At 59.1% G+C, this 26,614-nt stretch carries 22 protein-coding genes, 2 tRNA genes and 1 pseudogene; 22 read left to right on the forward strand and 3 right to left on the reverse strand.

Going from position 1 to position 26,614, the window contains the following annotated elements; all coding sequences use genetic code 11:
- Positions 1 to 72: 72 nt before the first annotated feature.
- The 3 genes from OL239_RS07050 (at position 73) to OL239_RS07060 (ending at position 1,496) form a co-directional block, all read left to right on the forward strand.
- Positions 73 to 144: transfer RNA gene (locus OL239_RS07050), tRNA-Gln, on the forward strand.
- 123 nt (positions 145 to 267) lie between these two features.
- A tRNA-Glu gene (locus OL239_RS07055) sits at positions 268 to 343 on the forward strand.
- A gap of 157 nt (positions 344 to 500) precedes the next feature.
- Complete coding sequence (locus OL239_RS07060) at positions 501 to 1,496, forward strand: thiamine-phosphate kinase (RefSeq protein ID WP_268911264.1); 996 nt, start codon at positions 501 to 503, stop codon at positions 1,494 to 1,496.
- 15 nt (positions 1,497 to 1,511) lie between these two features.
- On the opposite strand, the gene OL239_RS07065 is transcribed toward OL239_RS07060, so the two are convergent.
- The gene (locus OL239_RS07065) at positions 1,512 to 1,934 is read right to left on the reverse strand and encodes a potassium channel family protein (protein WP_268911265.1); all 423 of its coding nucleotides are present in this window, start codon (positions 1,932 to 1,934) and stop codon (positions 1,512 to 1,514) included.
- A gap of 36 nt (positions 1,935 to 1,970) precedes the next feature.
- Complete coding sequence (locus OL239_RS07070; protein ID WP_268911266.1) at positions 1,971 to 2,702, reverse strand: IclR family transcriptional regulator; 732 nt, start codon at positions 2,700 to 2,702, stop codon at positions 1,971 to 1,973.
- 141 nt (positions 2,703 to 2,843) lie between these two features.
- Between OL239_RS07070 and leuC the strand changes: the two genes are divergently transcribed.
- The 6 genes and pseudogenes from leuC to OL239_RS07100 all read left to right on the forward strand — a co-directional run bounded on the left by leuC (position 2,844) and on the right by OL239_RS07100 (position 9,561).
- Positions 2,844 to 4,313 carry a 3-isopropylmalate dehydratase large subunit gene (gene leuC / locus OL239_RS07075; protein WP_268911267.1) on the forward strand — a complete coding sequence of 490 codons (1,470 nt, stop codon included), beginning with the start codon at positions 2,844 to 2,846 and terminating at the stop codon, positions 4,311 to 4,313.
- A gap of 9 nt (positions 4,314 to 4,322) precedes the next feature.
- Complete coding sequence (gene leuD, locus OL239_RS07080; protein ID WP_268911268.1) at positions 4,323 to 4,922, forward strand: 3-isopropylmalate dehydratase small subunit; 600 nt, start codon at positions 4,323 to 4,325, stop codon at positions 4,920 to 4,922.
- A gap of 278 nt (positions 4,923 to 5,200) precedes the next feature.
- Positions 5,201 to 6,538, forward strand: coding sequence for a UDP-N-acetylglucosamine 1-carboxyvinyltransferase (gene murA / locus OL239_RS07085; protein ID WP_268911269.1), 1,338 nt, complete (start codon positions 5,201 to 5,203; stop codon positions 6,536 to 6,538).
- Positions 6,539 to 6,546: 8 nt separating this feature from the next.
- Positions 6,547 to 7,343 (forward strand): annotated as a pseudogene (locus OL239_RS07090) (lysophospholipid acyltransferase family protein).
- On the forward strand, positions 7,340 to 8,383 hold the full coding sequence (locus OL239_RS07095; protein WP_268911270.1) for an NAD(P)H-dependent glycerol-3-phosphate dehydrogenase: 1,044 nt from the start codon (positions 7,340 to 7,342) through the stop codon (positions 8,381 to 8,383). The pseudogene OL239_RS07090 and the gene OL239_RS07095 overlap by 4 nt, the downstream one beginning before the upstream one ends.
- An 11-nt stretch (positions 8,384 to 8,394) precedes the next feature.
- On the forward strand, positions 8,395 to 9,561 hold the full coding sequence (locus OL239_RS07100; RefSeq protein ID WP_442864286.1) for a D-alanine--D-alanine ligase family protein: 1,167 nt from the start codon (positions 8,395 to 8,397) through the stop codon (positions 9,559 to 9,561).
- Between the two features lie 45 nt (positions 9,562 to 9,606).
- Here the strand turns inward: OL239_RS07100 and OL239_RS07105 are convergent, their stop codons facing one another.
- Entirely contained in the window at positions 9,607 to 10,083 is a 477-nt protein-coding gene (locus OL239_RS07105; RefSeq protein ID WP_268911271.1) for a DUF3515 domain-containing protein, read from the reverse strand.
- 97 nt (positions 10,084 to 10,180) lie between these two features.
- Here OL239_RS07105 and OL239_RS07110 point away from each other — a divergent pair, with 97 nt between their 5' ends.
- The 13 genes from OL239_RS07110 to OL239_RS07170 all read left to right on the forward strand — a co-directional run bounded on the left by OL239_RS07110 (position 10,181) and on the right by OL239_RS07170 (position 26,614).
- Positions 10,181 to 11,185, forward strand: coding sequence for an LCP family protein (locus OL239_RS07110; protein WP_268911272.1), 1,005 nt, complete (start codon positions 10,181 to 10,183; stop codon positions 11,183 to 11,185).
- Between the two features lie 842 nt (positions 11,186 to 12,027).
- The gene (locus OL239_RS07115; protein WP_268911273.1) at positions 12,028 to 13,239 is read left to right on the forward strand and encodes a glycosyltransferase family 4 protein; all 1,212 of its coding nucleotides are present in this window, start codon (positions 12,028 to 12,030) and stop codon (positions 13,237 to 13,239) included.
- A complete protein-coding gene (locus tag OL239_RS07120) occupies positions 13,239 to 13,637 on the forward strand; it encodes a hypothetical protein (RefSeq protein ID WP_268911274.1) in 399 nt (132 codons plus the stop codon). Before OL239_RS07115 ends, OL239_RS07120 begins: the two co-directional genes overlap by 1 nt.
- Before the next feature lie 71 nt (positions 13,638 to 13,708).
- The gene (locus OL239_RS07125; protein ID WP_268911693.1) at positions 13,709 to 14,710 is read left to right on the forward strand and encodes a glycosyltransferase family 4 protein; all 1,002 of its coding nucleotides are present in this window, start codon (positions 13,709 to 13,711) and stop codon (positions 14,708 to 14,710) included.
- Between the two features lie 5 nt (positions 14,711 to 14,715).
- Positions 14,716 to 14,991, forward strand: a complete 276-nt coding sequence (locus OL239_RS07130) for a glycosyltransferase (protein ID WP_268911275.1) — start codon at positions 14,716 to 14,718, stop codon at positions 14,989 to 14,991.
- Entirely contained in the window at positions 14,978 to 15,868 is an 891-nt protein-coding gene (locus OL239_RS07135; RefSeq protein WP_268911276.1) for an ABC transporter permease, read from the forward strand. The genes OL239_RS07130 and OL239_RS07135 overlap by 14 nt, the downstream gene beginning before the upstream one ends.
- A gap of 243 nt (positions 15,869 to 16,111) precedes the next feature.
- Positions 16,112 to 16,750 (forward strand): ABC transporter ATP-binding protein, encoded by a 639-nt coding sequence (locus tag OL239_RS07140; RefSeq protein WP_268911277.1) that lies wholly within the window; start codon positions 16,112 to 16,114, stop codon positions 16,748 to 16,750.
- Between the two features lie 220 nt (positions 16,751 to 16,970).
- The gene (locus OL239_RS07145; protein WP_268911278.1) at positions 16,971 to 17,702 is read left to right on the forward strand and encodes a CgeB family protein; all 732 of its coding nucleotides are present in this window, start codon (positions 16,971 to 16,973) and stop codon (positions 17,700 to 17,702) included.
- A gap of 20 nt (positions 17,703 to 17,722) precedes the next feature.
- Complete coding sequence (locus OL239_RS07150; RefSeq protein WP_268911279.1) at positions 17,723 to 18,640, forward strand: glycosyltransferase family protein; 918 nt, start codon at positions 17,723 to 17,725, stop codon at positions 18,638 to 18,640.
- 10 nt (positions 18,641 to 18,650) lie between these two features.
- Positions 18,651 to 19,898, forward strand: a complete 1,248-nt coding sequence (gene wecC, locus OL239_RS07155; protein WP_268911280.1) for a UDP-N-acetyl-D-mannosamine dehydrogenase — start codon at positions 18,651 to 18,653, stop codon at positions 19,896 to 19,898.
- Complete coding sequence (locus tag OL239_RS07160) at positions 19,889 to 21,667, forward strand: glycosyltransferase (protein WP_268911281.1); 1,779 nt, start codon at positions 19,889 to 19,891, stop codon at positions 21,665 to 21,667. The genes wecC and OL239_RS07160 overlap by 10 nt, the downstream gene beginning before the upstream one ends.
- A 35-nt stretch (positions 21,668 to 21,702) precedes the next feature.
- Positions 21,703 to 24,453, forward strand: coding sequence for a glycosyltransferase family protein (locus OL239_RS07165; RefSeq protein ID WP_268911282.1), 2,751 nt, complete (start codon positions 21,703 to 21,705; stop codon positions 24,451 to 24,453).
- Between the two features lie 844 nt (positions 24,454 to 25,297).
- Positions 25,298 to 26,614 (forward strand): glycosyltransferase family 25 protein, encoded by a 1,317-nt coding sequence (locus OL239_RS07170; protein ID WP_268911283.1) that lies wholly within the window; start codon positions 25,298 to 25,300, stop codon positions 26,612 to 26,614.

A 26,614-nucleotide genomic window follows, 5' to 3' on the forward strand; every position in this document is an offset into this window, starting at 1 on the left:
GTGTATAGTTATATCTCGTGCTGAGGGGTTGCAGCGGGGAAAAAGTTCTTCGAAGTGGCCGAAAAAGCACAGTGGGATATGGTGTAATTGGCAACACATCGGTTTCTGGTACCGACATTCTAGGTTCGAGTCCTGGTATCCCAGCGGTTATCAAGTGATAAGTAATTATCAATTTGAAGATCAGCAGTAAGTGTGAAAAGCTTATTGAGCTTAATTTACATTTAGCAAAGGAAGCATGATGCCTTTAGGGGCAGAATGCTTGTACACGGCCCCATCGTATAGCGGCCTAGTACGCTGCCCTCTCACGGCGGTAACGCGGGTTCGAATCCCGCTGGGGTCACCAATTCAGCCAGTTCCGGAGTTTCTCCGGAACTGGCTTTTTTGTTGCCGGGAGGAGGACCCGCTCATCCGCAGGCGTACTCCGTGCCGGCAAAGAGCGCCGTGGTAAATTTCCTACGTAGATCCGGCCACGATTCACACCATTGATCCAAAGGAAACCCGTGCCCACTAACGCGCAGATAGTGGCGGACCTGGACGAAAAATCCCTCCTCGCCCGAATCTTTCCACGGCTGGGCACGCCAAAGGCACTGCTGGGCCCCGGGGACGATGCAGCGGTCATCGCGGCACCGGATTCCCGCACCGTCATTTCCATTGACACTCTGGTTCAGGACGCTGACTTCCGGCTTCAGTGGCCCTCGGGCTACCGCACCAGCGGTTTTGATGTCGGATGGAAGTGCGCGGCGCAGAACCTCTCGGACATCAACGCCATGGGCGCTGTCCCAACTTCCCTGGTGGTGAGCCTGACCCTGCCGGGCAGCACGCCCGTGGCCTGGGTGGAGGACCTTGCTGACGGCCTGGCGGACGCTATCACCGCCCTGGGCGCGGAGGAGTGCTCCGTCGTCGGCGGAGACCTTGGCCGGGGACGGGAGATCGTGGTGACCGCCGCGGTAACCGGAGACCTGAAGGGCCGCAGCCCGGTGTTGCGCTCCGGTGCCCGTCCCGGGGACGTGGTGGCCGTTGCCGGAGAGCTCGGGCTGGCCGCCGGCGGGCTGGCAGCGTTGGAGGGCAACATAGCCTACACAGACATGGATGAGGGGCTCCAGAGCCTTGTCGCGGCTCAGTGCCGGCCACGTCCGCCGCTGCGGATGGGGCCGCTGGCCGCCGCCGCCGGGGCCACTGCCATGCTGGACATTTCCGACGGACTGGTGCGCGATGCCGGGCGGATGGCGCGTGCTTCGGCTGTGGGCATCGAGCTGGACCCCGTCGCCCTGGCTCCCCGTGTCGCCCGCCTGCAGCGCGAAGCGGCGCTGCTGGGCGCGGATCCGCTGGACTGGGTGCTCGGCGGCGGGGAGGATCACGGCCTGCTGGCGGCCTTCCCGGCCGGCACTGCGCTGCCGAAGGGCTTCGAGCAAGTGGGAACCGTGCACGACGGCGGGGGAGTCACCTTTGGGGGACAGGCGCCGCGCACGGCCGGCTGGGACCACTTTGCCGGCTAGGATTCCCATCGCCAGCTAGCGCAGGATATGCCGGCGGCGGATCCGTTCCGCCAGCGTAAGAAGTTCCTCCCGGGACAGGTCCGGCAGCTGCTCCAGTTCGTTGATGAGCTCATCAAGGCTGGTATTTGCCCGGGCCCGAAGAATCTCGTTGTAGTAGCCCACAATGACGCCGGTGATCAGGGCAACCACCAGGATGCCGTAGAGCGAAATGAAGACCGTGATGAGCCGCCCGGCGAAGGTCACCGGAACAAAGTCTCCGAAACCGATGGTGGTAAACGAGACAAAGAGAAGCCACAGGGCGTTGCCGAAGGTGTCGATGTCGGGCTCGACGCGCGGCAGTACCAGCCCCGCTCCGGCCACCGCAAACAGGAAGCCGGTGATCACCCGCTGGGCGCCGGTGGTGCGGATGATGTTCCAGAGTAAACGCAGCCGTTTCATGGATTCCCCTCGGCATCGGAGAATCCCAGCGTAAGGCTAGTCTGTGCTCTTCCGCAGGGCCTCGGTAAGCTGTGCCGCGGCCCGGGTTACCACCTCGGCGTGGATGCGCCCAGGCTGGCGGGTCAGCCGTTCGATCGGCCCGGAAATGGACACGGCGGCAATGACACGTCCGGACGGGCCGCGCACCGGAGCGGACACCGACGCCACGCCCGGCTCCCGTTCGCCCAGGCTCTGGGCCCAGCCGCGGCGCCGTACGCCGGCCAGCACAGTGGGCGTGAACCGGGCATTGTGCAGGCCCTCAAATAACCGGTCATGGTCCTCCCAGGCCAGCAGGCACTGGGCCGCGGACCCCGCCTTCATGGACAGCTGCGTGCCCACCGGAATCGTGTCCCGCAGGCCGATGGGACGTTCGGCGGATGCCACGCACACCCGCCACTCGCCCTGGCGCCGGAACACCTGCGAGCTTTCCCCGGTCGCGTCGCGCAGGGCCAGCAGCACCGGTCCGGCCGCTGCGATCAGGCGGTCTTCGCCGGCCGCCGAGGCCAGCTCCACCAGCCGCCCGCCCAGGACAAAGCGGCCCTGGATGTCCCGGCCCACCAGCCGGTGGTGCGCCAGCGCGACGGCGAGGCGGTGCACCGTGGGACGCGCCAGCCCGGTGGCGGCCACCAGCTGTGCGAGGGTGGTTGGTCCGGCCTCCAGTGCATCAAGCACCAGAGCCGCTTTGTCGATGACTCCCACGCCACTGGCGGCGTTTCCGGTAATGTCCATGTGCTGATACTGCCGTCTCAGTATTTGAGATGCAAATCAAAATAGTGGCGCCCCCGCCGCCGGGGCTGGTTGTCTTAACGCATCGACTTTGCGCGGCCGGGGTTTCGGCCGGCGGAAGACACTTCACAAGGAGCATTCGGCATGGGTGAGCACGCAGCAAGCAGGACGCTTGCGGAGAAGGTGTGGGACGAGCACGTAGTGGTCAAGGGCGAGGACGGCGCGCCTGACCTTCTCTACATCGACCTGCACCTCATCCATGAGGTGACGTCCCCGCAGGCCTTCGAAGGGCTGCGCCTGGCCGGCCGGAAGCTGCGCCGCCCCGACCTGACGATCGCCACCGAAGACCACAACACCCCCACCCTGGCCATCGACAAGCCCATTGCCGATCCGGTCAGCCGCACCCAGATCGAAACCCTGCGCGCCAACTGCGCGGAATTCGGTGTTCGGCTGCATCCGCTCGGGGATGCCGAGCAGGGCATTGTGCACGTGGTCGGCCCGCAGCTGGGGCTGACCCAGCCGGGACTGACCGTGGTCTGCGGCGACTCGCACACCTCCACCCACGGGGCGTTCGGCGCCCTGGCCATGGGCATCGGCACCTCCGAGGTGGAGCACGTCATGGCCACCCAAACGCTGTCGCTGAAGCCGTTCAAGACCATGGCCATCAACGTGGAGGGAACCCTGCGCCCGGGTGTGACCTCCAAAGACATCATCCTGGCCGTGATCGCCAAGATCGGCACCGGCGGCGGACAGGGTTACGTCCTGGAATACCGCGGTTCCGCCATCCGCTCCCTGTCCATGGAAGCCCGGATGACCATCTGCAACATGTCCATCGAAGCGGGGGCCCGCGCCGGTATGGTGGCTCCGGACGAGACCACGTTCGCCTATCTGAAGGACAAGCCGCACGCGCCGCAGGGCGCGGACTGGGATGCCGCCGTCGAGCACTGGAAGTCACTGGGAACCGACGACGACGCAGTGTTCGACGCCGAAGTGTTCCTGGACGCCAACGACCTGGAGCCCTTTGTCACCTGGGGCACCAATCCGGGCCAGGGTGTTTCCCTGTCCGACGCGGTTCCGTCGCCGGCTGACTTCGGCGATGAAAACGCCCGGGCCGCCGCGGAACGCGCGCTCACCTACATGGACCTGGCCGCCGGAACCCGGATGAAGGACATCCGTGTGGATACCGTGTTCCTGGGCTCCTGCACCAACAGCCGGATCGAGGACCTGCGCATCGCAGCGGACATCATCCGCGGCCGGCAAAAGGACCCGGACATCCGCATGATGGTGGTCCCCGGCTCGGCCCGCGTCCGCCTGGAAGCCGAAGCCGAAGGCCTGGACCGGGTGTTCAAGGAGTTCGGCGCGGAATGGCGCTTTGCCGGGTGCTCCATGTGCCTGGGCATGAATCCGGACCAGCTGGCCCCGGGGGAGCGCTGCGCGTCCACGTCCAACCGGAACTTCGAAGGGCGGCAGGGCAAGGGCGGGCGCACCCACCTGGTTTCACCGGTTGTTGCCGCTGCCACGGCTGTCCGCGGCACCCTGAGCTCGCCCTCGGACCTGGAACCGCTGCATGCGGCTCCCGCCAGCCGCGCCGCATCCGCCCAGCCCGCCGTTTAGGAGCCCGCCATGGAAAAGATCACCATCCACACCGGCATTGGCGTTCCGCTGCGCCAAAGCGACGTTGACACCGACCAGATCATCCCCGCCGTCTACCTCAAGCGGATCACCCGGACAGGCTTCGAGGACGCCCTCTTTGCCGGCTGGCGCAAGAACGAAGATTTCATCCTGAACCGCGAACCGTACGCCTCCGGCTCCGTGCTGGTGGCCGGTCCGGACTTCGGCACCGGCTCCTCCCGCGAACACGCAGTCTGGGCGCTGAAGGACTACGGCTTCCGGGCCGTGCTGTCCTCCCGCTTCGCGGACATCTTCCGGGGCAACTCCGGCAAGCAGGGGCTCGTCGCCGCGCAGGTGGCCCAGGACGACATTGAACTCATCTGGAAGGTGCTCGAAGAAGCTCCCGGCACCGAGGTCACCGTGGACCTGGAAGCACGCACCGTGGTCTGCGGTTCCGTCACTGCTCCCTTCAGTATTGACGAATACACCCGGTGGCGGCTGCTCGAAGGACTGGATGATATTTCCCTCACGCTTCGGCACGAGACAGATATCACACAGTTTGAAACCCTGCGCCCCGCCTTCAAACCAACAACCCTTCCGGCCCGCGCCTAACCGCATTTCCCGCCGGCGCGGCGAACTCCGGCAGGTTTCGTATCCTTTAGCGGCACTCAGTATTATTGATGGGCCCCCGGTTGGGGCCCATCGGCTTTTCTTCGTATTCCCGTGCCGGTGAGGAGCGACACTCAGGCTGCGCCGGGCCTGCACCGCAAAGCGGGCTAAAACACCCGCGGCGGGGCGTCGATATTTCAGTATGCGGACGCTTGCTCCTATGCTTGAGTGCAGTCTCTCTTTGCTGTTGGGGCATTACAGAAAAAAGAAATTAGGTGTTCATGGGTAGCGTTCTAACCATCCGTGGTGGAGTTCCTCTGACAGGAAAAGTCCCCGTCCGCGGAGCGAAGAACCTCGTTCCCAAGGCCATGGTGGCGGCACTGCTGGGCAACAGCCCGTCACTGCTGCGCAACGTCCCGGAAATCAAGGACGTCGAGGTTGTCACCTCGCTGTTGAAGCTGCACGGCGTGGAGGTCACCAAGGACCCGGTGACCGGCGATTTGACCATGGATCCCCAGAACGCCAAGACCGCGGCGTCCCGGGATATTGATGCCCACGCCGGGGATTCGCGCATCCCCATCCTGCTGTGCGGCCCGCTGATGCACAGCCTCGGCGAGGCCTTCATTCCCGACCTGGGCGGCTGCAAGATCGGTGACCGGCCGATCGACTTCCACCTGCAGATGCTGCGCAACTTCGGCGCCGTCGTCGAGAAGCGTCCCGGCGGTATTTCCATTTCCGCGCCCAAGGGACTCACGGGCGCCAAGCTGGAACTGCCCTACCCAAGCGTCGGCGCCACCGAACAGGTGCTGCTGACCGCGGTCAAGGCCGTGGGCATTACGGAACTGCGCGGTGCCGCCGTGGAGCCGGAAATCCTGGACCTCATTGCCGTGCTGCAGAAAATGGGTGCGATCATCACGGTCCAGACGGACCGGGTCATCCGCATCGAGGGGGTAGCCGAGCTGTCCGGCTACAACCACCGGGCCCTGCCGGACCGCAATGAGGCCGCCTCCTGGGCCTCCGCTGCGCTGGTCACCAAGGGCGACATTTACGTGGAAGGCGCCTCCCAGCAGGACCTCACCGCGTTCCTGAACACGTACCGCAAGATCGGCGGAGCGTTCGACGTCGACGACGGCGGCATCCGCTTCTACCACCCGGGCGGCGCGCTGAACCCGCTGGTGCTGGAAACCGACGTGCACCCCGGATTCATGACCGACTGGCAGCAGCCCCTCGTGGTTGCCCTGACCCAGGCCCAGGGTGTGTCCATCGTCCACGAAACCGTTTACGAAAACCGGTTCGGCTTCACCGACGCACTCATCCGCATGGGAGCAAACATCCAGGTGCACCGGGAATGCCTCGGCAGCGTGCCGTGCCGGTTTGGGCAGCGGAACTTCCTGCACTCGGCCGTCATCTCCGGGCCGGTGCAGCTGCAGGGCGCCGAGATCGACATCCCGGACCTGCGCGGCGGCTTCAGCCACCTCATTGCAGCCCTGGCCGCCGAAGGAACCTCGCGGGTGACCGGAATCGAACTCATCAACCGCGGCTATGAGCACTTCCTCGAGAAGCTCGAGGGCCTTGGCGCCGATTTTGACGTCACCACGGTTCCCGCCGGGATACGGTAGCGCCTGCCATGCCCGAGTCGACCAAATCACGGGTGACGTTCGCCCTGCTGGCGAACACCCTGCGGCCGGTCATGAACCTCATGCTGCGCAAGCAGTGGGAGGGACTGGAAAACCTGCCGCGGGACACCGGCTTCATTGCCTGTCCCAACCACGTGACAGAAATCGACCCGGTGGTGGTGGGGCACTTCTTCTACAACCAGAAGATCATGCCCCGCTACCTCGCCAAGGCGTCCCTCTTTAAGGTGCCGGTGCTGGGGCCTGCCCTGCGCGCCACCAACCAGGTGCCGGTGGAACGGATCACCGCCGGCGCCTCGGCGTCGCTGCAGGGTGCCCGCACCGTGATCGACGCCGGCGGCGCCCTGATCGTGTACCCCGAGGGAACCCTCACCCGGGACCCCGGCTTGTGGCCCATGCGGGGACGGACAGGCGCAGCCCGGCTTGCCCTGCAAACCGGAGCCCCCGTGGTTCCGATCGCCCACTGGGGCGCCGAGGCCGTACTGCCGCGCTACAGCAAGCGCCTCCACCTGTTCCCCCGCAAACCGTGCGGCTGCGGGTCGGAACCCCCGTGGACCTCTCGGACCTTCGGGGACAGCCGATGACGAAGTCCGTGCTGGACACGGCCACGGAACGCATCATGGACAGCCTGACGCTGCTGGTCGCGGACCTGCGGAACGAGAAGCCGCCCGCGGTGCGCTGGGATCCGGCGCAGAAGGGCCAATCGGCCATCGGCCGGGACTTTGAAAAAAACAACCCGGACAGCAACCAGGGCAGGAACGCGCAACAGGACGGAACTGACACCAAATGAGTTTGCTTACCACGCCCCCGCAGGTCATAGCCGTCCTGGGTGCCGGCAGCTGGGGAACCGTCTTCGCGAAGATTGTGGCCGACGCCGGCGCTGAACGGCAGGCAGAAGTCCGCGTATGGGCCCGGCGCCCCGAGGTCGCTGCGGAAATCAACGAGAGCCACCGCAACAGCCAGTACCTGAAGGACACCGTCCTTCCGGAGAATCTCACGGCCTCGGCCGACGCCGCACAGGTACTGGCCGGTGCCGAACTGGTGGTGCTGGCCGTTCCGGCGCAGACCCTGCGCGCGCAGCTGCGCGCCGTCCGGGACCTGATCCCGGAAGGCGCCGTCGTCGTATCCCTGATGAAGGGGCTGGAAGTGGGCACCGACTCGCGGATGAGCCAGGTCATCGAGGAGGAACTGCACTGGCCCGAAGACCGGGTGGCCGTGGTCTCCGGACCGAACCTGGCCATGGAAATCGCCGGACGGCAGCCGACGGCGTCGGTTGTGGCGTGCTCAAGCCTGGACACCGCCGGCTGGATCGCCCGGGCCTGCACCGCACCCTATTTCCGTCCCTACACCAACACCGACGTGGTGGGCACTGAAATCGGCGGCATCGTCAAGAACGTGATCGCCCTCGCCGTGGGCATCTGCGAAGGCAAGGGGATGGGGGACAACACCAAGGCCTCGGTAATGACCCGCGGCCTGGCCGAGACCACCCGGCTGGCCCTGGCCCTGGGCGGAAACGCCGAAACCATGTCCGGCTTGGCCGGAATGGGTGACCTGATTGCCACCTGCTCCTCCCCGCTGTCCCGCAACCACACGGCCGGCCGGCTGCTGGCCCAGGGCTTGACGCTGGAGGAGGTCAACGCTTCGATGAAGCAGACGGCCGAAGGCATCAAGTCGGCCCAGGCCGTGCTGGACCGTGCCACGCAGCTGGGCGTGTACATGCCCATTACCGAAAATGTTGTTGCCGTGCTGCAGGGTGTTATCTCTGTGGACGAGCTGGGACCGCGGCTGCTGTCCCGTGAACTGAAATCCGAAGGTGTGCACACCCCGTGAGCATTGATCCACTGACTCCCGACTCGACCGGCAACACCGGCGACGCCGCGGTACCCGCCGGCACCGGCGCTTCCCGGCCCCGCGTGGCGGTGCTGTTTGGCGGTCGGTCCAGCGAGCACGCCGTGAGCTGCGTAACCGCTGCCGGTGTTCTGGACGCCATTGACCGCACAAAGTACGACGTCGTTCCCGTGGGCATCACCCGCAGCGGGCAGTGGACCCTGGTCTCAGCGGATCCCGGCGCATGGTCGCTGCGTTCCGAGTCCCTTCCCGAAGTGGCACCGGGCCTGGAAAGCGTGGTGCTGTCGGCGGAAGAGGCCGGCTCCGAACTCGTGGCGCACGCCGAAGGCACCCTGCCGCGCAGCCTGGGCCGCGTTGACGTCGTCTTCCCGGTGCTGCACGGCCCGTTCGGTGAGGACGGCACCCTGCAGGGGATGCTGGAAATGGCCGATATCCGCTACGTGGGCGCGGGCGTCCTTGCCTCCGCCGTGGGCATGGACAAGCACTACATGAAGGTGGTGTTTGAAGCCGCGGGCCTGACGGTGGGCCCCTACGAAGTCATCACCGACCGGCAGTGGCAAAAGGACCCCGCAGCCTGCCTGGAACGCGCCGGAAAACTGCAGTTTCCGCTGTTCGTCAAGCCGGCGCGGGCCGGCTCGTCGATGGGCATCACCCGGGTGAGCGACCCGTCGGGCCTGTCCGCCGCCGTCGAGGCCGCGCGCCTGCATGATCCCAAGGTGGTGGTGGAAGCGGGCATTACCGGCCGTGAAATTGAAGTGGCCGTGCTGCAGGGCCGCGGCACTGACGATCCGCGCACCAGTCATCCGGGGGAGATCGCCGTGCAGAACGGCGGCCACGAGTGGTACGACTTTGAAGCCAAGTACGTCGACGGCGCCGCCGCCGAGCTGAGCTGCCCCGCCGACCTGCCGGCCGCAGTCTCCGAACGGGTCCGTGAGCTGGCCGCCGTGGCCTTCGACGCCGTCGGGGCCGAGGGCCTGTCCCGGGTGGACTTCTTCTACACCCCCGGCGGGGACCTGATCATCAACGAAATCAATACCATGCCCGGTTTCACGCCGGTGAGCATGTATCCGCAGATGTGGGCCAAATCCGGCCTGCAGTACACGGAGCTGATCGACGAACTGATCTCCCTGGCGCTGGAGCGGCAGACCGGCCTGCGGTAACCGCCTTCGCGGCCGGTCGCCGCTGCCGCCGGCCGCCTGCCGGCACTACTGCGCGGGCAGCTCCAGGTCGTTGCTGCTGATGCATTCACGGGTCGGTTCGATCCGCGACACCGAGTTCTCCAGCTGCACCAGGAGCGTGGAGGAGGAGACTTCCTCCGGGTTGAAGATCACTTCGATCGCCGGCTCCCGTCCGTACGTGGTGGCCGTCCAGGTGGTCTCGTCCTCCCGCAGGATCCAGTCGATGCCGTTGACCGTGGCGCATTGTTCCGTGGTGGGCCCGGGCACCGGCGCGCCGCAGCGCAGGATGATCTTCGAAGGATCGCCCCAGGCAGAGGACGACTGGCTGTCCGTCTCGCGCTGCTGTTCGCCGGCAAGCTCGGACGGCAGGGCCACCATGACGGTGGCGCAGTCCGGGTTTGAAGCATCGGGGGCCGGTTCGACGTCGGCCACGGGAGTGCAGGCGGTCAGGCCCGCTGCAAGGGTAAGAACCACTGCCGGAAGGGCAGCGCGGGAGGAGAACATGCCTTCAAGGCTATCCGCCCCGGGGCCGGGGGATCGAATCGGAGAAACGGCCGGGCTGCCGCTAAGCTCATAACTCGTTTACTTCAGGAGAGTTTTTGTGACGCAGTTCCTACAGGACTATGAGCAGCCGGCGCCCCGCCGCCGGCATCCGGTCCGCGCCACCATGATCGTTCTGCTGGTGCTCCTGCTCACGGCTGCGCTGGTGGCCGGCGGCTATCTCTGGAACCTTGCCCGCAGCTTCGACAGCGGCACGACCACCATAGAGAACGCGCTTCCGGTCAACAGCCCACTCAAGGACCCGGCTGCAGGCGAGTCGCAGAACATCCTGCTCATCGGCAGCGACACCCGGGATCCCGCCTCCGACGACGCACGCTCGGACACCATGATGCTGGTCCACCTGCCTGGGGACCGAAGCGGCGTGTACGTCATGTCCATCATGCGCGACACCTGGACGGACATCCCCGGCTACGGCGAACATAAGATCAACGCCGCAATGGCCTTCGGTGGAATTCCGTTGGTAGTGGACACAGTGCAGACCCTCTTCGACATGCCAATTGACCACGTGGCGATCATCGATTTTGAGGGGTTCAAGGGCCTCACCGATGCTCTGGGCGGCGTAACGGTCAACAACTCTGCCGCCTTTGCTGCGAGCGAGACGGGGGAGTACTTTCCGGCGGGAGAAATACGTCTCGAGGGGGAGTCCGCACTGAGCTTTGTGCGGGAGCGGTATGCCTTTACCGACGGAGACTATCAGCGGGTCCGGAACCAGCAGGCTTTTGTCCGCGGGCTCCTCGGGACGCTCCTGACCAAGGAGACGCTGACCAGCCCCGGGAAAATCAGTGAGTCGGTGGCAGAAATTTCGCCTTACCTCAGTCTCGATGAAGACCTTGATGCTGTAACAGTGGGCGGGCTTGCCCTTTCACTGCGTAACGTCCGCAGCGCAGATATTTCTATGTTCACCTTGCCGAACCTCGGTGTGGGTATGTCAAGCGACGGACAGTCTATTGTGGTCAAGGACGAAGTTGCGATCGCGGAAATAGCGGAAGCATTAGATACCGATGCCATGGGGGAGTACCTGGCCGCAAACGATGGGGGACAGTAGCGTGAGTTTTGGAGTCTTGCCGCGTCGGGCAGGAATGGCTGCGGCGGCTGCCGCGCTCATATCCTCAATGGTGGCTGCACCAGCGACTGCCGTGGAACCCGCGCCTTCTCCGGGAACCGAAAGCCCCGCCCCGCCGGAGACACCGGGTCCCGTGGAGCCCCTGCACCGCCGGCGACGCCTGCGCCGCCGATGGATCCGCCACCAGCCCCCGAGCCGCTGCCGGATCCTGCCCCGGCGCCGCTTCCTGAGCCGGCCCCAGCCCCGGCTCCTCAACCGGCTCCCGCTCCTCAACCAGCTCCGCTGACGCCTCTTATCGATCCTGTAACCGGTTACACCATTGACCGGGGCACCGGTTACCTCATCCATCCGGGCACCGGCTGGCTAATAGAGGCTGGAAGCGGCTACCTCATTGACGGCGGAAGCATGCTCTATACGGACTTCCGGTGGGATGCATCCACAGGACTGGTGACGACGCTTGGCGCTGACGAAGAGCCCACCCAGCCCTCGCCCTCGCCGACTCCGACACCGACAACAGAGGCAACGCCAACACCCTCTCCTACGCCGTCAGCGACACCGACGGCATCAGCCAGTGCATCGGCTACCCCCTCAGCGACTCCCAGCGAGACCCTGTCGCGGCTGAACAAGCTGCAGCGAATGACGGGCTATCCCAGTCCGACTGGGCGCTTCGCGGGAGCGTTATTCTCCTCATCCTGGGCCTTGGAGCGCTCTATTATCGGAAGTTGCGGCGTCCGGCGAAGGACATAACGGCCAAGCCCTAGAGTTTTTGCGAGTAGACTTGGCACGTAATTTTGTCTCAGCGTCTATCAGCGCTGGTTAATGGGGTGGAAAAAGCTTTGCGGGTACTCTTGCTCACGCATTCGTATTCGCCGGAGCACAGCCCGCCGCAGCGGCGCTGGACGCAGTTTGTGCGAGCCTTTCGCCACAAAGGGTGGGCCGTCGACGTCGTCGCCCCCGTTGCACACGCACCCAACGGACGCCGTGTCTTGCCCCGCAATAGTGCTGGCCGTCCCTTTCGCAAGGACGAGGGTAAATACGGGGAGCGCATTTTGAGGGTGCCATTTCTCTGGCATAAAACTACTCGCCTGGGGAGGCTCCTCGACCACTGTTTTTCGGCTTTCTTCAGCACCTTGGCTGGACTCTGCAGTCCGAAGCCAACGGTCGTCATCGTAACCGTCCCAAGCCTGCCTATTCTGGGTGCTGGTTTTGTCGTTGCGCGCCTCCGGAAGCTTCCGTTGATAGTGGATATGCGTGACGCTTGGCCGGACATCGCACGGGACGCACGCCTAGTGCAAGGAAGGGCAAAGAGTCTCGCAGAGAGACTCATTATGGCGGTTCAGGAACGTGCAGACCTGGTGGTGACCGTGACCGATGGATTTGCAAGGACTTTGAAATCGAGGGGCATCCGACGGGTGAAAGCCATAAGCAATGGCGTGGACACGGCTGTCCGCGAGTTGCTTCCACCGCCACCTGCAGAGGCCGACAAGTTGAGAGTCCTATATCTGGGCAATCATGGAGAAAGCCAACGCCTGGAGGTTGTGGTTCGTGCAGCTGCATTGGCCCGTAAGCATGTCGAGTTGACGATGGTCGGGCACGGAGTGCAGCGACGCGCATTGATTGAGCTGGCTGAAGCCTTGGATGCCCCAGTGGAGTTTCACGGTCCGGCGCTCTCCCCGGAGGTCATGGAGTTCTACCGCTCAGCAGACACCTGCGTTGTTTCACTGCGGGACGACTGGAAATCGTTCGAAACAACCGTTCCCTCCAAGACCTATGAAGTCTTGGCTGTGGGGCGACATGTTACCGGAATAGTCCTCGGTGAAGCCAAGAAGATCATCGAGGAATCCGGGGCCGGAGCTGTTGTACCTTCAGACCCGGTGGCTGTTGCTGATTTGTGGAAAAGGTTAGCCTCGGATCGGACCCTGTTGCTGACGGGGACATCAGGCAGGGACTGGATCCACGAGAACGCGAACTTAGAGAGCCAGTGTCTTGACTACATTGCAGCGATCGAGTCGTTGGCTGGGGCCGGAGCCAAGTAATGCGCTATTTTAATGGCTTGGTTAAAAACCTTTGCCTCGTGGGCAATACTGCCCTAGACCATGTCGGTGATGACCCCATGCTATTTGCCGTGCAGGTATCGCGACGTTTGCCAGCTTCGATGGCCCAAGCTGTAGCGGCCTTAGGCAGAAAAACGCCGGCAACAAGCAGTTGGCATCCCTTTTCACTTTTTCTCGCGGGTGATGTGGACGCGGCCAGTGAGTGCCTCAGTCGGGGGATTTTCCGTGCCAGATCGTCGAAAAAATCAGTTCGGCTGGGACAAATCGCGTTGGCAGCCAATTTACCGGAGTTGGCGGATGAGCTGGTTTCTTCTGTTCCCAGCGGGAGCCAGGACTGGCCGCCTTTGAATCGCGTCGCCGATGGCACAGCGGCGACATGAGCGGCGCTGTGGAAGCCCTTGAATGTGGGAGTCGACGAGACGTTAGGCAGAAGCGACGGCTCGAAAGCGAAATGCGCGTCTTCGAAGGGTGGACCCCCGTGTTGGACGCGGTTCCATACACTCCCACGCCCCGGACGGTGCTTCACTTTCTGACGAATTCACTGCCTTACACCGCAAGCGGCTACGCCCAGCGTTCGCACTCTTTGTTGAGGGCACAATCGCGTGCGGGGTGGGCTGTGCACGCCGTCACCCGTCAAGGGTATCCAGCACTGGTCGGCAAGCTCACCGGCCGGGAGACGGAAAATATAGATGGGGTCCACTACCATCGATTGTTCGTGGCCAGACTACCGTCAGGGATGGATCAGCGTTTACAAGAGCAGACCGCGGCCCTCTTGAAACTGTGTTTGCGCCTCCGTCCGGAAGTGCTACACACCACCACCCACTTCGTCAACGCGCTTGTCGTATCCACAGTTGCGCGAGCACTTGGCATCCCCTGGGTTTATGAAGTGCGCGGTCTTCTGGCAGAGACGTGGGCATCATCCAGACCAGGGTCGGCCCGGCACAGCGAGCGGCACCGAAACTTCCGCCGGCGGGAAAGTGACGCCACAAGATGTGCTGACGCCGTAATCACTCTCGGAGAGGCTATGAAGGCCTCCATCACCGAGGAAGGCGGCTGCGCCCCAGATAAGGTGGAGCTGATACCTAACGCTGTCGGAGGCATGTTCCTGGATACCCCGCGAAGTCCTGCAGAGGCTCGCATGGATGTGGGATTAGATCCAGACACGCTCACTATAGGAACGGTAAGCAGCTTGGTCGGTTACGAAGGGCTGGACGACCTCATCCGGGCGTTTGCGCTCCTTTCTCCTGAAATACCTAATCTCCGCTGCCTCATAGTTGGCGACGGAGCGGATTCTTCACGCTTAAGGAACCTTGCGCGGGAACTGGGAGTGAGCGATAGCGTTAGTTTCCCCGGCCGCGTCGATTCAGCCCAAAGCCACCTTTATCATCAAGCATTAGACATATTTGTGCTCCCTCGTAAGAACCTCGCAGTAACACGAACTGTGACCCCCTAAAGCCGGTGGAAGCGTTGGCCAGCTCTCGTCCCGTCATCTTTAGCGATATTCCTGCGTTGCACGAGTCTGTACGTGACGGAATCGAAGGAATATCGGTGGAAGCTGAGAACCCTACTAATCTGGCCAACTCTGTGGCAGCGCTAATTGGGGATGAAACTCTTAGAAGACGAATGGGTGCTGCTGGCAGATCGCGAGTGCTCACTCAGCGGACGTGGCAGGTCGCGGCCGAACAGACAATAGCAATATACGAACGATTGAAGGTAGCACGTGGCGGAAACTAAAACACCGGCACACCCCGGCCCCACCAAGGTTCCAGTAACAATTGATTTACGGTCGGTATCGAGGGTAGGTGCAAGACCATCACTTATCGATTACATCGTCTCTCTCTGGAACTATAGACATTTCGTGCTGTACGACGCAAAAGCGCGAGTTCAAAGTAAGAACAAGCGTGATCGCCTCGGAAGTGCGTGGTTGCTCCTGGATCCTCTACTCAACGGGCTTGGCTACTTCCTAATCTTTGGTTTGCTACTCAATTCCAGCAGAGGTATAGAAAACTTTCTGGGGTATCTGATAATTGGAATCTTTATGTTCCAAATGAGTTCACGGTCCATCGTAGGAACAGCCCGGATTATATCCGCAAACCAAAACGTAATTCAAGCCTTCAATTTTCCACGTGCAGCCCTTGCTTTGGCGGTAAATATACGCGAGCTTATTGCGAACGTTCCGGTTCTGCTTATGATGCTGCTTTTAGTTCTGCTCATTCCACCATCCGAACCAATATCGCTACTTTGGTTTCTCCTGATTCCGATTGTGCTTCTGCAGGTAGTATTCAACTTGGGAATAGGGCTGATCTTGGCGCCACTAGTGGCAAAGGTTAACGACCTGTTGCACCTGATCTCTTTCTTCATGAGATTTTGGCTCTTTGCTTCATGCGTGATGTTCTCGATTGAGCGGTATGCTCAATGGCCGGTTATTCAGAAGATCGTGGAGATTAATCCGCTATACATAATAATTTCCATGGCGCGAGACGCCATTCTCTACAACCAGATGCCTATGTGGCAGCACTGGGCTGGTCTGGGAGCGTGGGCGCTTGGAGCTATTTCCGTTGGGACTGTGATTTTTTGGAAGGGGGAAGAATCGTATGGACGCGATGAGTGAAACGCCCCGGTTGTTGGAGGCGTCACCCGCTGTTGTTATCGACAAGGTGACCATGACTTATGCGGTTACGGCCGACCCCAGCGGATCTGAAAATGACGGAGCAAGAGGGAACTTCCTCCGACGCATCTTTCCAAGCGTCAAGACAGGTTCTCGTGTCGAGGCACTAAAGGAGATCTCCCTCGTTGCAATGAGGGAGAGGTTATCGGTGTAATCGGCCTGAATGGATCTGGTAAGAGCACGCTTATGAAGCTGATTTGTGGAAAGGTTCAGCCCTCTTCCGGTAATGTATATGCTTCATCCACGCCTACAATGCTCGGTGTCTCCGCCGCCCTGGTGCCTGATCTTTCAGGTGCTCATAACATTATGCTTGGCTGCCTCGCGATGGGAATGACTCGCGATGAGATTACGGAGAAATACGATGAAATCTTGGACCTCGCGGGTCTCGGCGAAGCAATCCACTTCCCGATGAGGTCTTATTCATCGGGAATGTCCTCACGGTTGCGGTTTGCAATCGCTGTTTCCGTAGAGCCTGAGATCCTGATTATGGATGAAGCACTGAACACAGGTGATGACGAATTTAAGGACAGGACTAAAAGGCGCATGGACCAAGTCCGGGACCGGGCGGGTTGCGTCTTCTTGGTGAGCCACAGTCTGAATACCATAGCGGATCTCTGCACCCGGGTTATTTGGTTGGATAAAGGGGACCTTCTGTTTGACGGCGAACCGGAATCAGCGCTGAACTGGTATCGGCGGTATACAAAGCATTTAGCTGAACGGGATCGGTCTTCTGCTGGTAAGGTCAGGCGTCGGCTGCGGCGGACTCTGGAAGTAGTGGAAATCCAACCGCGAACACAGGGCCGCCGAAGGTCTGTGCGCGAATGAGACGTTCACAGGTCCGTGCCTTCATATGGCACCTACGAAAAGGAGGGTGCCAGCAGGCTATAGATGGATAGCTAAATATGCTGCTGAACGGACGTTTAGGTCTGACAATCCTAGCGCAAGGCCGCTTTTCCAATGGTCAAATCGTCGTCGCCCTCATTTTAACCCTGCAACCCTACCGGAACGAGCGCCCCGACGTAGGGACCTGACTGTCGCCGTCATATTGGATGAATTTTCAGCACTTTCATTTGGCTTCGAATGGCAACAAATCGAGCTCAGCCTTAATGGCTGGGAGCCTGAGATTCGCTCCGCGCGCCCAGATTTCTTGTTTGTCGAGTCGGCGTGGGCTGGTAATGGTGGCGTTTGGAGGTACCAACTGACCGGAGCAAACGGTCCTAAGCCAGAGTTCAAGAGGTTGATGCGGTATTGCCGCGAAAATGGCATCCCAACTGTCTTTTGGAACAAAGAAGATCCCCCGCACTACGATGACTTCCTTGAAGCAGCGCGCCTGTTTGACTACGTCTTCACCAGTGATTCGGACCGTCTGGAGCGCTACCGACTGGACTTAGGACATACGAATCTGGGTGTTCTGACGTTTGCCGCGCAGCCCGCGATTCACAATCCTGTTCGGCCGTTAGTGGGATGGCACGAAAGAAGCGTCGCATTCGCTGGCATGTATTTCGCCCACAAGTACCCTGGGCGCAGAAGCCAGTTGCAGATGTTGCTAGCTGGTGCGGAAAAGGCCACGGCTAATCTTTCCCACGGCCTCGAAATCTTTGCCCGACATTCGGGCAGAGACGACAACTATAAGTTTCCCTCGCCCTACGACAAACGGGTTGTGGGCACTCTATCGTATCGGGAGATGCTGAGTGCCTACAAGGCATACAAGGTGTTTCTGAATGCCAACTCTGTGGTCGAGTCTCCGAGCATGTGTGCCCGCCGCATTTTGAAATAACGGCATCGGGTACCACTGTTGTGAGTACGCCGAGCCGTGCGCTGGAATTGTTATGGGAATCCAATGAGCAGTATATTGTCCGCTCGCAAGAAGAAGCTCAGGATGTGCTGGCAGCACTGTTCAGGAACCCTGAACTCTCCGGCAGACAGCTTCATCGTGCACAGCGGCGAATTTGGGCTGAGCATACATACACGCACCGGGCGGAGACGATCATTAGGGCTGTCATTCCGAGTAGGGAGCGGGCAGTAGAGACGCCGACTGTGTCCCTTCTCGTTGCCTCTATGCGGCCCCATCAATTGGAACACGTTTTCCGAACCGCTGGGGGTTTTGTAGATGTGGACCTGGAGCTGGTCCTGGTGACTCATGGATTTACGGTATCTGGAAGCCGAATTAATGAGCTGAGTACAAAGTTCGGAGTCGCGAAGGTAGTAGTCATTGAGCGTCCGTTTGAGGTGACACTAGGTGAATGCCTCAACGCTGCGGTTGCGGCTTCCCGCGGCGCGGTACTCAGTAAAATGGACGATGATGACTTCTACGGTCCATATTATCTTCGGGATCTTTTGAATGCTCTGCACTATTCTGGCGCGCAGCTAGTGGGCAAAAGAGCGCATTTTGTCAAGGTGGCTGCGTATGATGCGACTTTGATAAGGTATGAAGGTAGTGAGCATACGTTTACCAGTTCAATCATGGGGCCCACTATCACGGGACCCCGCGAGATCTTTGAATCCAATCCCTTCCTGCCTATTGGAAGAGGCGAAGACACGAAGTTCATCCGAGCGGTTCGCGCCGGCGGCGGCCAAGTTTATTCGGCCGACCGGTATAATTACTGTCAAATCCGTGGCAGCGGGGACCACACATGGAAGATTTCCGACGAGACCATTATCGCGTCGGGTGATGTACGGCTTTTTGGGCCGTCCGAAGAGCACATAGTTATATAGGGGAGTATTTGTGAATGGAATAAAGACTGTAGCTGTCATTGGTCTTGGCTATATAGGCCTTCCCACCGCGGCTGTTCTGGCCTCCAATGGAATAAACGTTATTGGTGTCGATGTCAAGCCTTCCTCGGTCGAGGCGATCAACCGAGGTGAAGTGCCTTTTGTCGAACCCGATCTGGCCACTCAGGTCGCTGGAGCCGTCAGCCAAGGAATGCTTAAAGCGACCACGGATACACCCGCTGCTGACGCATACATTGTCGCGGTTCCCACGCCCTTCAAATCCGACAAAACCGCGGACCTGTCGTACATCGACGCGGCCGCGAGGAGCATCGCTCCCCAGTTGATGGGCGGCGAGCTTGTGATCTTAGAGTCGACGTCCCCTCCGGGTGCCACCCAGCACCTGGCGGACTATCTGGTCACCCTGCGGCCCGACCTGTCACTTGATCCTGAGTCATCCAAGGGAGTAATTCATGTCGCTCATTGCCCGGAACGAGTGTTGCCGGGCCGGGTCATGATCGAACTCGTAACGAATGACAGGATCGTAGGAGGGCTGACGCGGGCTGCAGCTGAAATGGCGCGTGATCTGTATTCCGTTTTCTGCCAGGGAGCAATGCACATTACGGATGCAACAACCGCTGAGATGGCAAAGCTCGTGGAAAACTCTTACCGCGACGTCAACATTGCGTTTGCAAACGAACTTTCGGTCATCAGCGACCGGCTTGGCATAGATGTGTGGGAGTTAATCGAGCTTGCTAATCACCACCCACGCGTTAATATCTTGCAGCCCGGTCCAGGTGTCGGTGGACACTGCATTGCAGTCGATCCGTGGTTTATCGTCGCGGCTGATCCCGAAAATTCAAACCTGATCCGGCAGGCACGCGAAACTAATGACGCAAAGCCGGGCTGGGTTATAGATCGTGTCGCTGAACTTGTGGGAGATAGGCCTTCAGCCACGGTTGCGGCGCTCGGGCTCGCCTTTAAGTCCAATATCGATGATCTGCGTGAGTCCCCTGCGGTTGCCATCGTGCGCGACCTGAGTCAGCGTTTAGAGGGCACATCGGTCCTCGTGGCAGAGCCTCACGTCAGTGAGCTGCCGGCAGTTCTCCAGGAGCCCGGCAACGTTGCCCTTGTAAGCACCGAGGAGGCTATCGCAGAAGCGGATGTCGTTCTTCTTCTCGTGGATCATGATGCATTCAAGTCTCTGAACACTGAGCTTCTTGCCGGAAAGCAAGTAGTCGACACGCGTGGTATTTGGCGCTAACACAAATTCAACAAGTACAAACAGACAGGATTAACGTGAAGTTTGAAGATGAATTCCGTCCAGCATCTGCTGTTGCGGGGGCTAAACGGGCTCGAGTTGCCGCAGATCTGGACGGGTTCATTGTCAAATATGATGGTTTGTTTCACAGAGACAGGCGCAACACAGCAACGATTGAACAACTGCAGAAGCAGGTAAAAGACCTGCAGGGCAAAGTGTCGCAGTTGAATCGTGTAGCTACGCAGAGAAATGCTGAGCTTCGGCGTGTACAGTCCGAGAAGGCCAAGCTTCAGGTGCAGCTTGCGGCGCTGAGGAACTCATGGCGGGTTCGGATTGGTGCAGCGGCAACGGCACCATTCAGATGGGCTGGCACCGCCAGTCGGAGGCTAAGCCTCGGAGAAGCTGTCGCTAGTCAGGGCAGCGTTTCTTCCGGTGAGATAACCGAGGGCGGCACTGCGACAAAAGCGGTGCCGCGATTGTCCACTGAGCTGGTTTCTAAACGAGTCTCCGGCACAGCGGAAAGTGGCACCAGCCATGTTGAGAGCAGAAACCAACATGATGAATGGAAACACCTTTTAGACCTTGTTGATTCATTTCCGACCAAAGCCAATGTTCTTAAGGCTGCGTCGTTCGGTTACTACACTCTGGGCAGAGTGACACTGCCGTTGAGACTCCTCACCGATCATCACGAACTGTTGACACCACTTACGAGCAAAGAGAATCTTCTTGTAAAGACTCTTGAAGGTTTGGCATCAGTTCGTGAGTCCGAATTCTCAATCCCGCCCCGCCAGAGCAACCCGGGGTACCAGGCCGAGCGCGGGCGTCTGCTTTACTGCGCACATAGTGTGGCCCCCTACAACAGCAATGGGTACTCCACTCGGACAAGCGGTCTCATTGAAGGAATGGTGTCCACCGGTCTCGATATCGTTGTTGCGGCCAGACCGGGTTATCCGTGGGACGTCAAGACGGATGTGGCGCCCGACGCACCTCTTAGCTTTGAAAAGACCATCAACGGAGTCACGCATTTCTTCAGCAGTGGGCCGAGCTGGACTGGGGATCGACTCGACTACTACTTACAACAGTCGGCCGACAGCTACGTCCAGGTTGCAATGCGGACCCGTGCCGAGACGATACAGGCTGCCTCCAACCATGTAACCGCTCTGCCAGCCCTTATTGCAGCTAGACGGCTCGGTCTTCCCTTTATCTATGAAGTTCGCGGTCTGTGGGAAGTAACGAAGGCATCGATCTCGCCTCAGTGGGCTGGATCTGAAGCATTTGAACTGGCGAAGAAGCTCGAGACGATCGTCGCTACCTCAGCAGATCTCGTTTGTGCAATCACGGAGCAGGTCAAAGAGGAACTAGTAGCCAGGGGCGTCAGTCCCGATAAAATTGTGATCCTTCACAACGGTGTTAATACGACACAGTTCACCCCGATGCCGGCACATGCCCCAACTCAACATAAGTTGGGGCTGGACGCAGCGACCCCAGTCATTGGTTACGCCGGAAGCTTGGTCGAGTATGAGGGGCTCGAGTCCCTCCTCGAAGCATCCAGGGCACTTGCCGACAGAGGAGTTAACTTCCGAACCGTTATCGTTGGGGACGGTGCGTCGTTGCCTCGACTCCTCCAAATGACGGCAGATCTCGATATAGCCGACCATGTGACCTTTACGGGACGGGTAAGTCCCGCAGAAGTTGCGGACTACATTAGTACGTTCGATGTTTTGCCTTGTCCAAGGTTGCCGCTTGATGTCACTGAGATGGTTTCTCCCTGAAGCCCCTGGAAGCTATGGCGGCAGGAAAGGCGGTTGTGCTGTCGGATCTTGGGCCACTTAGGGAAATGGCCGGTGCTGACGGTGTGCGGGCTCGTCTGTTTGAACCAGGCAATGCCATTGGGCTGGCCGATGTCTTGGAGGATCTACTCAGCGACCCGCAGCAGCGGGTAGAACTCGGACGTAGGGCTCGCCTGTGGACAATAGATGAGCGAGACTGGAAACGGATCGGTGCGACCGCAAAGGATGCAGCTGAGAAGGGCAAAACTAATTTGTATTCTCAGGAGTCGTCTGGATCAAAGTCTGTCAGACTCTCGGAAGTCAGGGTCGGGATTATCGCGGACCCATTCACCACGGCAGGTTTGGAGCCGGAAGTTGATCTCGTGATTCTGCGTCCGGAGACATGGAAGAATCAGCTGGAAGAGACTCCGGTGGATGTGCTTTTTGTGGAATCTGCGTGGGAGGGTAATGAAGGAAGCTGGCGAGGTAAAGTCGGTTACTACGACGACGAATCATTCGGCAACTTGCGCAGTCTGCTGGAGCACTGCAGGCGGAACCACGTACCCACCATCTTCTGGAACAAGGAAGATCCGGTTCATTTCAACCGCTTCAGAACTACGGCTGCCCATTTTGACCATGTCTTCACCAGTGATGACGGTTCGATCTCTGCGTACCTAAGCCATGCGGGTGATCATCTCAAGTCAGTAGCATCACTTCCGTTCTACGCTCAGCCAAAGATTCACAATCCGCTATCCGGGAAACGAGATTATAGCCATACCGTGGCTTATGCGGGGTCCTACTACGGTGACAGGTATAAAAAGCGGTCAAAGCAGCTGCAACAGCTTCTCTCAGCCGCTATTCCATATGGTCTCTCTATCTATGACCGGCAACACTTGAATCCGGAAAGTCCGTACAAATTTCCGGCTGAATTATCGCCCTACGTACGTGGTGGTCTGACATATGCAGAGACGGTTGATGCATACAAGTCTCACCCCGTGCACATAAATGTCAACAGCGTTGAAGACTCGGGGACAATGTTTTCCCGCAGGTTATTTGAAATTGCAGCCTGTGGTGGCGCTGTGGTAAGCGGACCTGCTTTTGGAATCCGTAAGATGTTTGGCGGTATCATTCCCACAGCTGAGGATAAAGGGACCGCTTCGATACTCATCCAATATTGGATGGAAAATGAGCGTGCAAGGAACGCCGATGCCTGGCTCGCGATGCGGTCGATCTTTCGGAGTCACACAGCTGGACACCGCCTCGCTTATGCCCTTCGTACAGCCGGGCTCCGCGTTCTTGCGCCCCAGTTGGAAGCGTACGCAGTAGCAACAAAGCGAATGACTGCGGAGACCCTTCACCAGTTGGAGAATCAAAGTGTCCGCCCGGCGCTCGTCCTCGTCGCAGAACCATGGGAAGGCCAATTAGAGACTAGTCTCAACATCAGGGTCAGCGACGATCATGAGGGCGCGGTGCGGGAATCCAACCTATCGTTGGTAGGAGTACTGCCTGCTTCGGACCTGGACCGCACCTTCTTCGAGGACCTTCTGACCTCCAGAAAATACTGTGAGTGGCAGAACGTGCGTTATGCACCATATGATGACGTGGACACTATCGCTTCGCTGACAGAAATTGATGAGATAAATCTCAAATGCGTGGGCGGGGGAATGTATGCACTGAACCAAGAATCTGGGAAACCCTCGCTTCAACTAATCAGAGCGCTGACTTCAAAGCAGCGCGACGACCGTCCCGTAACGGTCGGGACCACTACTAGCGGACGAGCGGTAAAGAAGAACGTGCTCGTCGCCGGGCACGATTTAAAGTTTGCTCAAGGCATCATTACCGAGTTGGAGTCTCAGGGCCACACCGTACTCATCGATCGCTGGCAAGGCCATTCAGAGCATGACGAGGAAGTTAGCCGCCGCCTCCTAGCCGAATCGGACATTATCTTCTGTGAGTGGACGCTGGGAAACGCCGTATGGTACTCGAGGAACAAGCTGCCAAACCAAAGGCTGGTGACTCGGCTTCATCTCCAGGAAATAAATACTAAGTATCTTACGCAAATCGCAAAGTCAGCAGTAGACCGCTTTATCTTTGTTGGACAACACATCGCAGATATCGCCTTCCGAGACTTTGGGCTCCCTGTTTCGAAGAGTGCTGTAGTCCCCAACTATGTTCCTGTGGACCGGCTGCGTCGGGATAAAACGGACGATGCTCGTTTCAACATCGGCATCGTCGGAACGGTTCCACAGCGCAAACGGTTGGACGTCGCTCTTGATGTCTTAGAAATGCTCCGTAAGCAAGACGGCCGCTATAAGTTATTTGTTAAGGGAAAGAACGCCACGGACTACCCATGGATGAAGGACCGACCGGAGGAGATGGCCTTCTACGAGGAACAGGACCGCCGCATTAGCGCGGACCCCCTACTTAATGACGCGGTATTTTTCGACGGACACGGCGAGGACATGGACAAATGGTACGAAAAGATCGGGACCGTTCTCTCAGTCAGTGACTTCGAATCTTTTCATTTGACGATCGCTGATGGGGCGGCTTCTGGGGCGGTGCCTGCGACCTTGGCTTGGGATGGAGCAGATCAGATTTACCCTTCGGGCTGGATCCATGCGTCTGTGCCTGAAATGGTCGAAGCCATTATTTCCCGTACTTTGACTGATGAACTTTGGAGACAGGCCGGAGCTGCGGCTTCCAGGCAGGCCGAGACGTCCTTCGACCAGCGCCATGTTCTCCCCGAGCTCGTGTCGCAAATCTTGGGCACGAAGACCAACCAGGAATAAGTTGAATGAAAGTATTTTTCAGCTTTTCAGAAGCTAAGAGACATGTAACAACAGGTCAATTCTTTTATTTCGTACCGTAATGTTCTATTTCCTTTCTGGTGGAATTTGACTGGTTCCCCAAAATGGACACTCTTCACTCCGGGACGCTTCGACAGGTCGAAGCCCGCACCGGCATATCAGCGGTCGTCGTACGCAAGCGATCTTGAACACAATGTCGTTTCCGTATTTGACCCACTACTGTTCCGGGACCAAAATATAGGGTTAGGGTGGTTTATTGGCGTCAAAAATGTAGACCACGCGGACATGTTGGCGGATCTAGTTCTCCGTTTGGCAGGGAGTTCAGGTTCACAGGAAACGATTTGCTTGTCTTTGCTTCGTCTGGAGGCGGGCTGCCCGCCCTGAGAATCGCTGCCAAATTTCCAAAGACCTCGGTCTATCTTTCAAACGTTCAGACCGATCCGAGAAGGTATTACGAGAAGTCATATCGGAAACTTATGAGGGTCTCATTTGCGGGCATGAGCCAAGTGGAGATTGACGACCGTTACGGAGACCGGTTGTGTAGTTATGGTTGGGATGGCGATTTTCACCTTGTCTATGCGCAGAATTTAGCGGATGACTTTCACTATAGAAACCATTTTCTACCCTACGTCGACGCTCACGCGAAAACTTCGCGTCTAGCGGCTACTGAATTTATGACCTACGATGATCCCGAGAGTGGGCACGCTGTTCTACCTCGAAGCACTGAAATTGAAATAATAAACGCTATGCATTCTCGGCAGGATGTGTGTGCCATATTACCGAAAGGTCGTATATTTCGTATGACGATGAGTGGAGTGTGAACCGCATGAGTGATTATAGTGCGAAAGAGTTTGCTCGCATCCTCATGTATGGGTCGAGCGATGAGCAGTCGTCCGAGATATTCCATACTGCAGGAGATCACCTGCGACAAGCATTCACGAAGACTCTTAGTCCAGTTAAGAATTCTCAACGGGTGGAGTTTCGCAATTTTGTCGATTATGTTCGGTTAACGCAGGGTCTAGATGAAGCGCTCGGGTGCCTTGAAGGTTTTCGAACGACAGGATTGCCTCCGGAGCTTTATGCAACAGCCGGTATGATCGCAGCCCGTCGCGCGAACGAGTATGACCGGGCAGCTGCGCATTTGGAATCCGCGCATCAGATCTGGCCAGACAATGTCACAATTCATGAGTTTCTCATTGAATCATTGATATCTATATCGCGCTTCGAATCTGCTTCCGCTCTTTTCGCAGCTGTGAAGCCGACTACCGAGCGTGAGGTAGTACGGTTTGGTAACCTGGCTGCAGTGATGGGCAGATGGGATTTAGTACAACGTCTCGTAGATCCGTTCAAAAGTGAAGATTCGACATTTGCACTCCAAGTCTTGCAGGAAAGGCAGCGGATCTCGACCGGGTTTAGCGGGCAGCAAATGGAAATCACTGCCTATGTGCTCAACATGCCGTCTGACGTCCGCAAACTCAATCTCGTATCAGCGCACCTGAACCGCTTGGACGTGCGCATGGAGAGGCAGGCTGGCGTCGACGCGGGCACAATGACGGCAGGAGAGTGGGCAGCGTGGGCAGGCCACGATCGGCTCAACCTTGGGGCTGGTGCCATGGGGTGTGCGCTTGGGCATGTTGCAATGTGGGAGAGGTTCCTTGCAAGCTCGGATAGTTTCTGCCTCATGATGGAGGACGATGCTTATCCTTTCGTCCATGGTGACATTGGTGCCCTCATCGACGGGGCGGAGGAGTTCGATGTACTTTTTGTCCACAACGGAATGTCTGCGCTAAAGTCCGGTAATTTGCGGCACGGATATACCTCGGTCTGGGAAGCCCTGGAGAAGCGGCCTGAGGGCGGTGGGTGGGGAGCCTATGGATATATTCTCTCCAAGGCCGGGGCCGAAAAACTTGTTGATGCCGTCCGAGCTGATAGGATCACGGGTCACATAGACGGTCAGATTGCATCATATGGCGTCCATCCGACCGCAGAGGTCAAATCAAATGCACAACGAATAGGTCGTTCGATACACTCAAAGTCTTCTTCGAAGACCTATTTAAATATCAAATGCGCCCAGTTTCCGCTTATAGGAACAATCGACTTTGGAGACTCCTCGATTGGAAGGATGGGTGGTCACTTCGGATAA

The organism is Arthrobacter sp. ATA002, assembly GCF_026898095.1.
Classification (GTDB): Bacteria; Actinomycetota; Actinomycetes; order Actinomycetales; family Micrococcaceae; genus Arthrobacter_B.

Bases quoted from the DNA above. Each gene is read 5' to 3' on its own strand.
- OL239_RS07065 (WP_268911265.1), bottom strand. From the start codon at position 1,934: ATGAAACGGCTGCGTTTACTCTGGAACATCATCCGCACCACCGGCGCC.
- OL239_RS07070 (WP_268911266.1), bottom strand. From the start codon at position 2,702: ATGGACATTACCGGAAACGCCGCCAGTGGCGTGGGAGTCATCGACAAA.
- leuC (WP_268911267.1), top strand. From the start codon at position 2,844: ATGGGTGAGCACGCAGCAAGCAGGACGCTTGCGGAGAAGGTGTGGGAC.
- leuD (WP_268911268.1), top strand. From the start codon at position 4,323: ATGGAAAAGATCACCATCCACACCGGCATTGGCGTTCCGCTGCGCCAA.
- murA (WP_268911269.1), top strand. From the start codon at position 5,201: ATGGGTAGCGTTCTAACCATCCGTGGTGGAGTTCCTCTGACAGGAAAA.
- OL239_RS07095 (WP_268911270.1), top strand. From the start codon at position 7,340: ATGAGTTTGCTTACCACGCCCCCGCAGGTCATAGCCGTCCTGGGTGCC.
- OL239_RS07105 (WP_268911271.1), bottom strand. From the start codon at position 10,083: ATGTTCTCCTCCCGCGCTGCCCTTCCGGCAGTGGTTCTTACCCTTGCA.
- OL239_RS07120 (WP_268911274.1), top strand. From the start codon at position 13,239: ATGCGCTATTTTAATGGCTTGGTTAAAAACCTTTGCCTCGTGGGCAAT.
- OL239_RS07125 (WP_268911693.1), top strand. From the start codon at position 13,709: ATGCGCGTCTTCGAAGGGTGGACCCCCGTGTTGGACGCGGTTCCATAC.
- OL239_RS07140 (WP_268911277.1), top strand. From the start codon at position 16,112: ATGAAGCTGATTTGTGGAAAGGTTCAGCCCTCTTCCGGTAATGTATAT.
- OL239_RS07170 (WP_268911283.1), top strand. From the start codon at position 25,298: ATGAGTGATTATAGTGCGAAAGAGTTTGCTCGCATCCTCATGTATGGG.